Source organism: Microcoleus sp. LAD1_D3, from assembly GCF_036702135.1.
Taxonomy (GTDB): domain Bacteria; phylum Cyanobacteriota; class Cyanobacteriia; order Cyanobacteriales; family Microcoleaceae; genus Microcoleus.
This window is the reverse complement of sequence record NZ_JAUBSB010000016.1, coordinates 1-13,352: the sequence shown is the minus strand read 5'-3', so window position 1 is coordinate 13,352 and position 13,352 is coordinate 1. Positions and strand designations below refer to the sequence as shown.

Annotated in this window: 12 protein-coding genes; 3 read left to right on the top strand and 9 right to left on the bottom strand. The window is 46.4% G+C overall.

What is annotated here, in order from left to right; translation table 11 throughout:
• Positions 1 to 115: 115 nt before the first annotated feature.
• Positions 116 to 1,327, top strand: a complete 1,212-nt coding sequence (cruG, locus tag QUA74_RS11930) for a 2'-O-glycosyltransferase CruG (protein WP_333328609.1) — start codon at positions 116 to 118, stop codon at positions 1,325 to 1,327.
• A gap of 77 nt (positions 1,328 to 1,404) precedes the next feature.
• On the opposite strand, the gene QUA74_RS11925 is transcribed toward cruG, so the two are convergent.
• Entirely contained in the window at positions 1,405 to 2,043 is a 639-nt protein-coding gene (locus QUA74_RS11925) for a pentapeptide repeat-containing protein (protein WP_333328606.1), read from the bottom strand.
• A 57-nt stretch (positions 2,044 to 2,100) separates the two neighbouring features.
• Between QUA74_RS11925 and QUA74_RS11920 the strand changes: the two genes are divergently transcribed.
• Complete coding sequence (locus QUA74_RS11920; RefSeq protein ID WP_333328603.1) at positions 2,101 to 2,646, top strand: dual specificity protein phosphatase family protein; 546 nt, start codon at positions 2,101 to 2,103, stop codon at positions 2,644 to 2,646.
• Positions 2,647 to 2,909: 263 nt separating this feature from the next.
• Here the strand turns inward: QUA74_RS11920 and blaOXA are convergent, their stop codons facing one another.
• The 6 genes from blaOXA to rnhA form a co-directional block, all read right to left on the bottom strand.
• The gene (gene blaOXA / locus QUA74_RS11915) at positions 2,910 to 3,782 is read right to left on the bottom strand and encodes a class D beta-lactamase (RefSeq protein WP_333328600.1); all 873 of its coding nucleotides are present in this window, start codon (positions 3,780 to 3,782) and stop codon (positions 2,910 to 2,912) included.
• A gap of 151 nt (positions 3,783 to 3,933) precedes the next feature.
• Positions 3,934 to 4,347 carry an MAPEG family protein gene (locus tag QUA74_RS11910; protein ID WP_333328597.1) on the bottom strand — a complete coding sequence of 138 codons (414 nt, stop codon included), beginning with the start codon at positions 4,345 to 4,347 and terminating at the stop codon, positions 3,934 to 3,936.
• A gap of 80 nt (positions 4,348 to 4,427) precedes the next feature.
• Positions 4,428 to 4,688, bottom strand: coding sequence for a hypothetical protein (locus QUA74_RS11905; RefSeq protein ID WP_333328595.1), 261 nt, complete (start codon positions 4,686 to 4,688; stop codon positions 4,428 to 4,430).
• The gene (locus tag QUA74_RS11900) at positions 4,654 to 5,118 is read right to left on the bottom strand and encodes a DUF3037 domain-containing protein (protein ID WP_333328592.1); all 465 of its coding nucleotides are present in this window, start codon (positions 5,116 to 5,118) and stop codon (positions 4,654 to 4,656) included. The genes QUA74_RS11905 and QUA74_RS11900 overlap by 35 nt, the downstream gene beginning before the upstream one ends.
• The gene (locus tag QUA74_RS11895; protein WP_333328589.1) at positions 5,096 to 5,884 is read right to left on the bottom strand and encodes a HipA family kinase; all 789 of its coding nucleotides are present in this window, start codon (positions 5,882 to 5,884) and stop codon (positions 5,096 to 5,098) included. Before QUA74_RS11895 ends, QUA74_RS11900 begins: the two co-directional genes overlap by 23 nt.
• A gap of 383 nt (positions 5,885 to 6,267) precedes the next feature.
• Positions 6,268 to 7,173, bottom strand: a complete 906-nt coding sequence (rnhA, locus tag QUA74_RS11890) for a ribonuclease HI (protein WP_333328586.1) — start codon at positions 7,171 to 7,173, stop codon at positions 6,268 to 6,270.
• Positions 7,174 to 7,254: 81 nt separating this feature from the next.
• On the opposite strand from rnhA, the gene QUA74_RS11885 reads away from it, so the two are divergent.
• Entirely contained in the window at positions 7,255 to 12,210 is a 4,956-nt protein-coding gene (locus QUA74_RS11885) for a CHAT domain-containing protein (protein WP_333328583.1), read from the top strand.
• A gap of 287 nt (positions 12,211 to 12,497) precedes the next feature.
• On the opposite strand, the gene QUA74_RS11880 is transcribed toward QUA74_RS11885, so the two are convergent.
• Together QUA74_RS11880 and QUA74_RS11875 are read right to left on the bottom strand one after the other, a co-directional pair.
• On the bottom strand, positions 12,498 to 12,755 hold the full coding sequence (locus QUA74_RS11880) for a hypothetical protein (RefSeq protein WP_333328580.1): 258 nt from the start codon (positions 12,753 to 12,755) through the stop codon (positions 12,498 to 12,500).
• Between the two features lie 38 nt (positions 12,756 to 12,793).
• Positions 12,794 to 13,231, bottom strand: coding sequence for a hypothetical protein (locus tag QUA74_RS11875; RefSeq protein WP_333328578.1), 438 nt, complete (start codon positions 13,229 to 13,231; stop codon positions 12,794 to 12,796).
• Positions 13,232 to 13,352: the final 121 nt, after the last annotated feature.

Below are 13,352 nucleotides of genomic sequence, written 5' to 3'. Positions count from 1 at the left end.
AAGTCCCCCTTCTTAAGGGGGATTTAGGGGGATCTCCGAGGAATAAATAGTTTTAACCCAAGCGTATTGACCCATATCCAGTAAGTCATCCCCAATTCTTCAATTATTCAATAGTATGGTTTTCCCGATCGCCCCTCACCTGTTATCCCAACCGCTGACAACTATCATCCCTGTCGCACTCTTGCTGCTGCAATTACCCGCCGCAGCCATTCTTATGTCGCGTTTGATTAAAGGCCCATCGCGCATCCCGCCCCTGGAACCGGATTCGCCGACACTGGATTTGTTAGGTGCTTGTACTGCGGTAGTACCGACTTTGAACGAAGCCGATCGAATTTCGCCTTGTTTGGAAGGATTAAGCCACCAAAGTTACGAACTCCGAGAAGCGATCGTGGTTGACAGCTATTCGGTAGACGGAACCGGAGATTTAGTCAAAGCAGCAGCACAAAAAGACCCCCGGTTTCGCTTGATTAACGACGATCCGCTGCCGGCGGGTTGGGTTGGGCGTCCGTGGGCGCTGAATGCGGGTTTTTTGGCAAGTTCCGAGAAGTGCGAGTGGATTTTGGGGATAGATGCGGATACTGTGCCGCATCCGGGCTTGATTGCGAGTTTGCTGAAGACGGCGGCGGCTGGAAATTACGATTTGATTTCGCTGTCGCCGCAGTTTATCCTCAAGTATCCGGGGGAGTTGTGGCTGCAACCTGCTTTGTTAATGACTTTGGTTTATCGGTTCGGGCCGACGGGGACTGGCGGGGATGTGCCGGAACGGGTGATGGCGAACGGTCAGTGTTTTCTCTGCAAGCGCGAGGTTTTGGTGGCATTGGGGGGCTATGAGGTCGCGAGGGGTTCGTTTTGCGATGATGTGACTTTGGCTCGCTATGCGGCTGCTAAGGGCTTTAAGGTGGGCTTTTTGGATGGGGCTAAGGTGTTGAAGGTGCGGATGTATGAGGGGGCGATCGAGACTTGGAATGAATGGGGTCGATCGCTCGATTTGAAAGATGCTGCTTCTGGCGGTCAAATTTGGGGCGATTTGTGGCTGTTGCTGGCGGTTCAAGGTCTGCCGGTGCCGATTGTGTTGTGCTATTTGTTGTTTGGTTCGCTGCCGCCGGTTGGTGTATTTCCGCACTTTTGGCTGTTGGGATTGAATGTATTTTTGGTTGCAGTGCGATCGGCTTTGTGTTTGGCGATCGCACCTTCCTACGATACAACTGGGGCATCGGGTAAATGGCTGTTTTGGCTGTCACCTTTAGCCGATCCGTTGGCGTTTTTGCGAATTCTTATTTCTGCTTTAAATCAGCCTACTCAGTGGCGCGGCCGAAAGTATGAATAATCATGGGAACGTGGGGCAAAAATAAGTCGCTTATTTTGTGGGATGGGCATCCTGCCCGTCCCGATGTTTCCCAAATTTTACTCAAAAATCGCCCCATCTAAGCTTGTTTTTCTTAAGTCTGTTCTAGCTAAATTTGCACCTCTTAAATCAGTACCTGTTAAACAAGCATTGCTTAAATCTGCATAACTCAGATCGGCACCTCTGAGATTAGCCTCCGATAAATTTGCTCCTGATAAATTCGCCCTGACAAGTTGGGATTTACTCAAGTTACAGCCACTCAAGTTTGCCGATTGCATTTGTGCGGCCATTAAGTTTGCTTTGCTTAAATTAGTGTCGCTGAGGTTAGCCAAATTCAATTTAGCATAACTCAAATCAATGTTTTCCAAGCAAACTTCGCTCAATGGCGCGCATCGCAAGTTAGCATTAATAAAAAACCTGTCTCCAACCGCATAACGGCGCAGCAATTCGTCAACTTCCAGCCGAATTAAAACTGGTTCGCAAGTATTTTGGTAGCACCACGATGTCTCCAGCAAACTAGCGGCTGCTTCAATTGCTACCTTGTCGCATTTAGGGAGCACCAAACTATTGCACCCATCCCACTCACCGTTGAGCATGAATGCCATCTCAGAAGCTGCTGCACTTGAGTCGCATAGCAAAACGGTTTCTTGTTTGGGTTGTAGCCAGTTCATTAAAGCGATCGGGCTCTTGTTTTTCACTGTTGATTCAGGATTTGTGTGTCTTTCTTAATTATAAGTAAAAATATTGAAAACAGTATGCACAAATTCGCTGCGGCTTCAGAGAATGAATTAATTGTGTTTGGTGCAGCCAGACCAGGATACTGCGATGCAGAAGTTGCTCGCTGGATTGAATTTATGCAGGGGCATAATATCAAGCAAGTTTGCTGCTTACTTGCTCAGACGCAACTCATCCGCTACTGTGACTTACTGGGAACATATCGGAAAATATTTGGGTGCGATCGAGTTTGCTGGGCGCCGATGGCAGACTTTGAATTGGTCGATCGCGATATTTTAATCGATCGCATATTGCCATTTTTGGAATCTGCAAATAGCAAAGGCGAACGGGTGGTAGTTCACTGTTCTGGGGGGATCGGACGTACAGGACAGGTTTTGGCTGCTTGGTTGGTCAGCGGGCGGGGATTGTCTAACAAACAGGCGATCGCAGCAGTAAAAAAAACTGGCAGAAATCCCTATGAAGCAGCAATCGTAGCTTGTTTGAAAGGTCGAAACCCCTGGCTAGTCGTTGAAAAACTTAATGCTCTCTTAGATGATTGTCGCCTTGCTGCGAGAACTGATATATAGCACTATAGCAACTATATATATGGGCCAATTGCGTAAGTCCTAAAAGATTTAAAAGACTCGGCTTCCTGTGATCGAACTCAGGCATCGCATAAATGGGTGTTTTGGCTAAACTACTACGCACTTAAATTTAATCCAGAAACGGGCAGGATGTCCGTTCCACAATAATTGTAGAAAAATTGACTGTCAAATTAGATGCACAACAGCTTATCACCTTTAGCCGGCCCGCTGGCGTTTTTGCGAAGATTAGAGAACAAATAACGCACTTACAGCAACGCAAGATCCTTGAAGCAACGGCGCGTTAACTCGATTCTTGCAGATGCGTCATTATTGGTGCGGATGTCAATGTTTGTAGCAAAAAAGTACACATTTTTATCCTTTTCTAAATAACCTACATACCAGCCAATTTGAGGCTTTGTTTGTTCTCCAAAATTTGCCCAGCCTGTTTTTGCCCTAATTGTGTAATCGGGAGTTTGTTCAACAATTATGATATCTTTCACCAGAGACAGCGATCGCTCTGAGAAGGGTAAGTCATTTTTGTAGAGACGGCGGAGAAATTGAATTTGCTCGTTGGGTGTGATTCGCAGTTCTCCCTCTAACCAGAATTTGTCAATATCGTCTGTGTTACCGATTTTTTGGTTGCCATAACCGACTTTAGCTACCCATTTTTGCATTTGATCATGTCCGACTCGGCGGGCGAGAACTTGGTAAAACCAAACGGCGGAAAGTTTGATGGCTTCTCTCATATTCAAGTCTCGATTCCATGCGGGAATTTGCCTTTGAATTCCATCCCAAGTTAGAACGGCAATCTCATTTGAAATCACCCCTGTTTCTAAGGAAATCAGAGAGTTGAGAATCTTAAATGTAGATGCGGGTAAAAAAGCTGTGGCGTTACGTTGCGGGTTGTGTTGATAAAGCCGATCGCTATTCAAATCGTAAATTGCGATCGAGCCTTCAACTCCTAGCTCTTGAAAGTGCCGTCCAAAATTAATTGTCTCAGCAACATCTCCTCCGTGTCGTGGAGATTCTTGCACGGGAGGTGGCACGGTTAAGGCTGATTGCGGTGGCTGAACTAAAACAAAAGTAATGCAGCCTAATACAATTAAAATAACAGTGATCGCACGAGATATTCTGTTCATAAACTTTGATAAGTTAGCAAAATCACAGGCATTAATGTCACAGGCGCGATCGACTTGTAAGGTGCGTCTGACTTACGCTGTCTGCGAAACAATGAGGATTTGCCCCTGACGCACCCTACTATATAGAGGTTGCAATTGCGTAATTCCCCAACTATAAAACTGCCATAATAGTTAAGGCCACCCAGCAGCTTAACTGAATTACTAAGCTGAACAACCGAAACTTTGGATCGAGGCCAGCAATGTGAATCGCTGAATGTACAAGCCGAAATAGGATGTACACAACAATCAGCAAATCTACTGCTGTTCCTGAAACACCCCTAACTGTTAGAAGAAAAACAACTCCCAAATACAAAGGCAGGTTTTCTATCAAGTTGGATTGTACTCGAAATAGTCGCCAAAGCAAGCTGTCGTCGTTTTGTGTGCCGAAATCTTTTACTGATCCGCCCGCAGATAGATGCCTAATCCTGACTGTTAACAGCAGGATAACAACCGCGATCGTCCACAAAATGAAAATTGCTAAACCCCAGAGAGGGAAAGTCATATTTGTCGGTTCAATTTGCATCATCTTTCTACCTTGCGAAACTGCGGCTAAGACCTTAGAAAAGTTATCGGTCAAGACTCTTGTTCTGGCATTCTCATTTTTAGCTAAAACAGCTTGAGGATGCTTCTATTCTGACTGTTTTCCGAAATGGATAGAGCGCCCACTAAGCTCAAAGTAGCATCTAACTGAGATATTTTACCATTCTCAATTACTTGTTTAGGAACAGGCTTTTCGGCCTGTTCCACAAGAAAAATCATTCTTTGTGGAACGGGCCGGAGAGCCCGTTCTTGACAATGGTGCAAGATATCAGATCTAACCCACAAGCTGACGCTAACTAGAGTGCGATCGCATCTCGTGAGTGTCATTTCCAACCGCTAGCAACTGAGCCTTTACAGATGGTTTTAGGCAAGACGATCGCACCATTGTATCGAGCAAGTGTTCGATCGCACCCGGTAGATTCTGGCAAAAACCAGTGTGTACCCGCGATGTCTGAACGATCGTACTGCGGGGTGCTACGAGCCAGTGAAAGCGCTCTCTGTGCGGAAGTTGACCGATCGCGCCAGATTCGGAGCCGCCTGCACAAATGATGGGAATGACTGCTAGGTGATTGCGAATCATTTCCAGATCCAACGTTGAGTCGATCGCCATCAAGCGCTGTTCATCAATTTCGATACGGGCTTCGAGGAATTTTTTCGTACCGCAGGAAACGATCGCCCCCACGTTGATAAACTCCTCGCGCTCAACTTTGGGAACGACGCGGATAATGGCGTAATCATACAGAAATCGATCGGGCACTAATCGCTTCCTCCAAAAAAATATGTGGTGATTCTAGCCGATTTAGGAGGTACTCGATATAAGCATTCCGATGTTCGTTGCTATCGCTGAAAGGAGAATCTCCCACAAGCCAAGTATCAGGAATTAGTTTAACGATGTTGCGAATGATGTCCGGCGTTAGCGTTTGAGTCATCTTTGAATTTGCCGCTTCCAGCGTACTCGCAAAACGCAACAGAACGTGGTCTTTGATTGGGGGGAAACGATCGCGGCTGCGCGAGAGATAATCTTTCCAGGTGTGGTGGAAATAGAGGGCTGCACCGTGATCGATCAGCCAAAGTCGGCGGTGCCATACCAGCATATTTGCATTGCGCGACGTGCGATCGATGTTGGTCACAAAAGCATCGAACCAGACGATTTCTGAGGCCAAATCCGCCTCGGACTTCCCCGCTATCGGGTCAAATGTGATGGAACCGGGGAGATAGTCGAGGGCGAGGTTGAGGCCAGCACTTGCTCGGATCAAATCTTGAATTTCCGGGTCAGGCTCAGTGCGAGCCAGTTCGGGATCGAGTTCAACAAAGACAAGTTCGGGGATTGGGAGCCCGGAGGCGCGAGCAATCTCTCCCGCCACTAGCTCGGCGATCAGAGATTTGGCTCCCTGGCCCGCACCGCGAAATTTGAGCACGTACATACCATCATCATCTGCTTCGACGATCGCCGGTAGCGACCCGCCCTCGCGCAAAGGAGTGACATACCTGGTAGCAGTGACTGTTCGCAAGCTGATACTCATGCTATTTTAGATTTTCGATTTGAGATTTTAGATGCAAAATCACTGATTTTATGGGCGTTGCATAATTGCGGGATGATTTTGATTGTTTTGTGGGATGGGCGTCCCGCCCGTCCGCTTTATTTTCAAAGCAGGCGGGAGGCGTAACCCCTACTCCCCACAAGAATCCTCCTCAAATTGTGCAATGCCATTTTATGAGGGTTTTGAGCACGAGTTTACAGTTCGATTCTTGATTTTAACTAAGACTGATGTTAAGTAGTTTGTTTAGTAAACTGATGACCAAAAGGACACAACATTGTTGTGTCCCTACGGAATTTGGCCAAATCTTGCTTTGAGACAGTCATTAGTCATCAGTCATTAATCAACTAATAACTCATGACTAACCACTAATCAGTTGTACTAACGTGGTCGATTCTCTCTAATTGCCAGAGAATTTGGTTGCCTTCGCGCCGCACCCGCGACACTACCCAATTTCGCCAAACCCAGTTGTCTCCCCGACTGGTGACAGCGCTGGCATTTACATCCATCAAATCAGCCAGTTCAGAACTGGTAATCAAGTAGCCTTTCGTAGCAACCTCGTCGGCGATGTGCAACGTTTCGATCAGATTGCGGAGGTCTTGAACCCTCACCTCGCGGGGCAAGTTCTCCAGGGTATCGGCAGTTGAATCCATCATGGTAGAGTTGGAGATCGGAAGGTCAGAAGTTATGACATAGGATTCTATCGTTTTGTTACCAGTTGCGTCCGTTTCTTCCGAAACAATTGTGTTGTCAAAATGTAGGGGCGGTGCCCCCGTGCCCGCCCCGGCCTCGTCTCCCGTTGGTTTGCGCTGTTGCAGTTCGGGAGTGAGATTGTGGGAGAAAGTGCGGGCGATTTCATCGCACCTGTCGTTGTAGAAGTCGCCGGAGTGGCCGCGGACGTGTTCCCACTTGACTTGTCGGGAATTCAGCTTGTCTAGCAGATGCCAGAGGTCTTGGTTGACAACATCTTTGCCCGTTGAGGTTTTCCAGCCTTTATTTTTCCAGCCTTGAATCCATTTGGTGATGCCGTTTTTAACGTATTCGCTGTCGGTGTAAACGGTGACTGGTTCGGTTTGACCGGAATTGGCAAAAAATTCCAGCGCAGCGACGGCGGCCTGCATTTCCATGCGGTTGTTGGTGGTTTGGGGGTCTGCACCTCCGAGTTCGTGACAGTTGCCGTCGGCGAAACAAACTACTGCACCCCAGCCACCTGGGCCTGGGTTGCCGGAACAAGCGCCGTCTGTGTAGAGGCTTTTGATTTGGGGAGTTGTCATGAGCGAATTAATGTGTAATTTACAGGTAAGTTGTTTGCAAGTGCGATAATTAAGGCAATTAGGATAGTTTTACTTGCTGCTATGAAAAATGCCAACTTAAAGATTAAAAAGGTTGCGCTATTTATTTGTCCCTTTTCTTTGTTAATTTTTAATACTTTCGCGCAAGCACAGCCCATAGTGCCTGCTGCTGACGGTACGGGTACTGTTGTCACCCCCAGCGGCAACCGCTATGATATCAACGGCGGCAGTTTGTCGGGAGATGGCGCGAATCTTTTTCACAGTTTTGGGCAGTTTGGCTTGAATCAAGGTCAAATTGCTAATTTTCTGACTAATTCGGCTATTCAGAATATATTAGCTCGAATTGCTGGCGGGGACGCTTCGCTCATTAACGGTTTAATTACTGTCACGGGCGGCAATTCTAATCTTTTTCTAATTAATCCTGCGGGGATTGTGTTTGGCCCGAACGCGAGTTTGAATGTGCCGGCGGCTTTTACTGCAACTACTGCTACTGGTGTGGGTTTTGGTTCAAATTGGTTTAATGCTGCGGGTACAAATAATTTTAGCGCCTTGGTGGGTACGCCAAATGCTTTTTATTTTAGTGCGGGTGTACCGGGAAGTATTGTTAATGCTGGCAATTTAGCGGTGACTTCGGGGCAAAATTTGGCTTTGCTTGGCGGTACGGTTGTTAGTACCGGGCAGTTGTCGGCTGCGGGCGGACAAATTACTGTTGCTGCGGTTCCGGGAGATCAGGTTCTCCGCATTAGTCAACCGGGGCATTTGTTGAGTTTGGAAATAGCAACGGGCGGAAATTTTGGTAATTCTCAACAGACTTTGAATCCTGTTTCTTTGCCGCAGTTGCTGACAGGTACTGGGCAAAATCAGGCGGCGGGTGTTGCGGTTGCGGATGACGGTTCTGTGCGGCTTGTGGGTTCTGGTTTGCAGGTGAATTCTGGGGATGTGGCGATTGCTGCTAATGTGTCTGGGCTACCGCAGTTGAATGCGGGAAGTGCGAATTTATGGGCTGCGGAAAATCTCACGTTAGCGGGCGCTAGGCTGCAAACTACGGGGGATTTGAGTTTGCTGGGCCCGGATGCGGTGCGGGTCAGGGACAGCGCCCAGAATCCTTTTTTGGCGCAGGCTGGGGGGAATTTATACATTCAAGGCGATCGCACGATCGACATTCTCACTCAAAATGCGATCGGCGGCTTATATCTTCCCCCGCAATTCCAAAGCGGCGGCAATTTGAGTTTGGTTAGCAACGGCGTTATTTCGGGGGATTCTCACTTTGCTTCGGGGGGCAATTTTTCGGTGCGGAATCTGTCGGGAATGCCGGGAAATTTTGTCAGTTTATTTGACCCGATTATCAGTGCGGAAGGAGATGTTTTCTTGGGAGATTATACTGGTGTTTCGCTGAAAGTGGAGGCGAAGGGGAGCATTGTTGCCGAGGAGATTACAATTACCGGCCCCGATATTGCATTGGGTAGGGAAAATGTGAGTGGTGATCCCGATATTGCTATTTTAAGCAGCAGTCCGGCCTTGATTCTGCGGGCTGGAGTGGCAAATCTGCTAAATCCTGCTAGTGACAGTTTAGGTGAAGATTCAATATTTACAAGTCCACTTTTATCAAGCAATTTGATTTCTGTTGAAAATATTTCTGTCGGTGGGCCTGTAATTTTCTCAGCGCCGGGAAGTATTACAACTAGAGATATTAACGGCGGTCAAATTAGTCTCGAAAGCAGGGAAGCAGGAGTGATTGTTGGGGGCAGATTAACGTCTAGTTCGACAATTAATATTCAAGCTAATGACAATATTATATTGACAAGTGACATTTCTCGTGCTGATATCAACGGCAGTATTAGTCTGAATACTGTTCGGGGTAATATCGTCACAGGATCGATCGATACTGGGGCTTCCGGGGCGATCGAACTCAGAGCTTTTGGCAATGTGAATTTTGGGACTTTGCAGGGATCTAATGTTGATATTACCAGCAACTCCGGGGCATTGGGAGTTTTGACTGATGCCAATACCATTGTGCCTAATACTACACCTGTCAATATTACAGCAACTGAGAATATCAATTTGACAGCTTTTAGGGACTTAACGGTAGGCAATCTCACCGCTGCGACTGTCAATGCTAGCAGCAGTAATGGGAGTGTTAATACGGGTGCGAGCGCTACTTCGGGAGATGTCAGGATTGTAGCGGGACAGGAAATCAACGCTGGGGCAATAACTGTTACTCCTTTCGTCCCAAATCCAGTTAATCCCATCATTCCTACAGTTAATCTGGACGCCCAAACTAATATTACCGTTGATTCGATCAATGCTCAGGGGGCTACGATTGCTTTGAGAGCAACTAGCAACTTAAATGCAGGGAGTTTGCTGGGGGGTTCAGTCGATATCAATAGCGATCAGGGAAATATTGTGATCGGTAATACTACATCTCTTGGGAATATTAATATAACAGGTTCGGAAAATGTAAATTCTGGGGATTTGGTGGGAGAAAGAGTTAATATAAATAGCAATTCGGGAAGTATTAATATTGAAACCGCTACAGCAACAGAAAATACTGTCAATTTAACAGCGCTGCTAACTGTAAATTCCGGGGATTTGCGGGGAGTTGGAGTTAATGTAAACAGCAATGCGGGAAGTATTAATATTGGCAATACCGACGCCACAACAGGAAATGTCAATTTGACAAGTTCTGGGAATGTAAATTCCCGAGATTTGCGGGGAGTTGGAGTTAATGTAACTAGCAATACGGGAAGTATTAATATTGGCAATACGGACGCTACAACAGGAAATGTCAATTTAATAGCGCCGCTCAATGTAAATTCAGGAGACTTGCAGGGAGTTGCAGTTGATGTCACTAGCAGCAGGGGAACAGTCAGCACTGGTAATATAAGTGCTGCCGAAAGTGTCGGAATTTTAGCCGGAAACGAAATCGCAATTGGGCGAATAAATGTTAATCCTGTTGTTAGTGTCGATCGCACTTCTACAGTAAATCTTAACGCTCAAAATGATATCAGTGTTGCATCGATCAATGCTCCGGGCGGTAATGTTGAACTCGCAACTCCGGGTTTAGTTCGAGTGACGGGTACTTTTGACCAAAACGGCACTCCTGTTAGCGTCTCGACTCTTGGTGGCACTCAACCCGGTACAGTTACGATCCGCCACGGCGGCGGCGATGTCAATCCGCCGACGCCTTTTGCGGTGGGAGATGCGACGACTAACGGTACTGCTGGGGCGATCGCCAGCAATGCTTTAGGTACGATTACTCAAGGGCGATCGTTCATAAATTCTTACACTCAAGGCAATAGTGCGATCGTCACTACCAATCAACCCACTAATCCCGACAATCCGAATAATCCCATCAATCCCGACAATCCGAATAATCCCATCAATCCCGACAATCCCATAAATCCCATAAATCCCATAAATCCCATAAATCCCATAAATCCCATAAATCCCGACAATCCAAATAATCCAAATAATCCCATCAATCCCATCAATCCCATCAATCCCATCAATCCCAATAATCCCATCAATCCCAATAACCCCAATTCGCCCCCAATATCACCAAGGGATAGATTTCCATTAGATCGAGGGCGATTGCTTTTCCCCGATCGCAACCAACCCTTTAGTCGCGAACAGCGGCAGAACCAAAACAGAATATCGCGAGATATAGGAAAACCCGGAGAAAGGATGCCGCCCGAAAGAATGCAATCTCCCAGAGGACTGAGAAATTTCATCAATTCAAATATCAGAGATTCAGTTATTCAGTCAGCATTTCGCGGCGACATCGGCAGGAATTTGGAGGCAGGGAAAATATCGGCAGCTTTGTCTCTACTGGATCAATCTTTCAGCCAAGAATTCGGGGAATATTTCGGCATCAACATCAGCAACGAGTTGGTATCCCCAGAGGAAATTCAAAAAAAGTTAGCATCGGTAGGCGCACAAACTGGCACAAAACCCAGCTTAATTTATCTGTTCTCGCAGCGGGAAGAATTAAATTTAATGCTGATCACTTCTTGCGGTGAAGTGGTTCACAAAAGTGTGCCGTCAGCGAATCGGCAAGAACTTCTGAAAGTTGTAACTCAGTTCAGGGATGAGATTACCAAACCGGGGGTGCGCGCTACTACGAGTTATCTACCATCTGCCCAACAGCTTTATAAGTGGATGATTGCGCCTTTAGAGGACAGTTTGAAAAGCTGCGAAACGGATACTATTTCCTTTGTTGTCGATCGAGGTTTGAGAGGTATGCCCTTTGCTGCTTTGCACGACGGACAGCAATTTTTGGTGGAAAAGTACAATCTTAGCCTGATGCCCAGCATTAATTTAACAGATACTCGCTACGTAGATATCAGAAATTCTCAAGTTTTAGCAATGGGTGCCTCGGAATTTTCCGAGTTGAATCCTTTGCCTGCAGTTCCTGCTGAAATAGCCGCTATTTCCCGAGAGTGGCCGGGAGTTAGTTTTCTGAATGAGGAGTTCACTTTGGATAATTTGAAGCAACAGCATCAAAGCCGGCCTTTTGGCATTATTCACTTAGCTACTCACGGCGAATTTCGACCGGGAGCACCGAATAATTCTTTTATTCAGTTATGGAATAGTCGGCTACGAATGGATCAATTGCGGGATTTGAGATTGAATGATCCGCAGGTGAATATGTTAGTTTTAAGTGCTTGTCGGACTGCGGTGGGAGATGCACAGGCGGAGTTGGGTTTCGGGGGTTTGGCGCTGCAAGCGGGGGTGCAAACGGCTTTGGGAAGTTTGTGGTACGTGAGTGATGAAGGTACTTTGGGATTAATGAGTGAGTTTTACCAGCAGTTGAAGACAGCGCGAATTAAGGGGGCGGCGCTGCGACAAGCGCAAATTGCGATGTTGCGGGGGGATGTGCGTTTGGAGGGTGGCCGATTGCGGGGTTTGAGTCGGGGTGAGGGGGTGGAGTTGCCGGCTTCGCTGCAAGGGTTTGCGGATTTAAAGTTGTCGCATCCTTATTATTGGTCGGCTTTTGTGATGATTGGGAGTCCTTGGTAATTGGTGATTGGTGATTTGTTATTGGTTGGATATCAATGCTTTTAGTGTAATTTTGGCTTGATGCCTTAGTAGCTTGAGTCCTACTTGATGCCTTACTAGCTTGATTACTGCTTGATGCTTGTGACACTAGGAAGTAGACAACTACAGCCAGCACAATTAAAATAAACATCCACATTGATAGTTTCCTTGATTAGGTAATCAGGAGAATTGCAACTCAATCCCCTGATAGTTGTGTCTACTGGTAAAAATTAAACAAAATTGCTTTATCCGCCATAATTGCCGCTACCCTAGCCTGTTTCTTTAGCTATCTCTAGCATAGTCGATTGACTTGATTTTACTTTTTTTAGTTTCCTTTCTACTCTCTCTCTTTCTGCCTGGTCTGCTATTCCGATTTGCTCTCCAAATTGAGCTATTATTGTCGAGTTGGGAATATCAGAAACCTGTGAGGGGGATAAAATTCCTTGAGCCAAAGCCAAAGTAGCCATAATATTCCGAATTGTCTCGGCAAGGTTGTATGGTAAACTCACTTTTGTTAACGGTTGCATCTCACTTTTGCAAATATCTGGGGGGGTGACAAAGAGGTCTACGAGATAGACTGTATAAGGGTTGCGGCCCGCATACCTTGTTGATAAAAGCGGCGTTTAGAAGGAGTTAACTTCATTAACTGTTCTACCTCGTCAGAATATTGTTCGAGATAATTAACCCACTTTTTTCCATCTAAACCAACACCAAATGTACTCCGTCTTCGATATCTTTTTTTAGGTTCTTTGCGGCGAGATACATATTTTTGCACCTGCTTTTTCCTCATTTCGCTGCCTTGAAATATTCCCGAACTGTAGGCGAGCGTCATGAGCAAAATCATGTTAATAAGTCGGTCTCCTTTTAAGCTGGTTCCTTCAAGATCGTAGCCTCCTGTTTTACAGTCTCGGAACATTTCTTCAATACCCATCCGCTGCTTATAAGCATTGATGGCTGCTGGCAATGAGCCTAAATCTGTGAGAATAAACCATGCTTCATCCACCTTCCACCCCCCGTAGTTCCTTTTCCACTTACAAGCAAGATCAAATGGGAGCATCCCACTTTGGCGATCAGTATAAATACTCAGGCAATTGTCTGGCTAAGCTGATGGCATAATAGAAAGC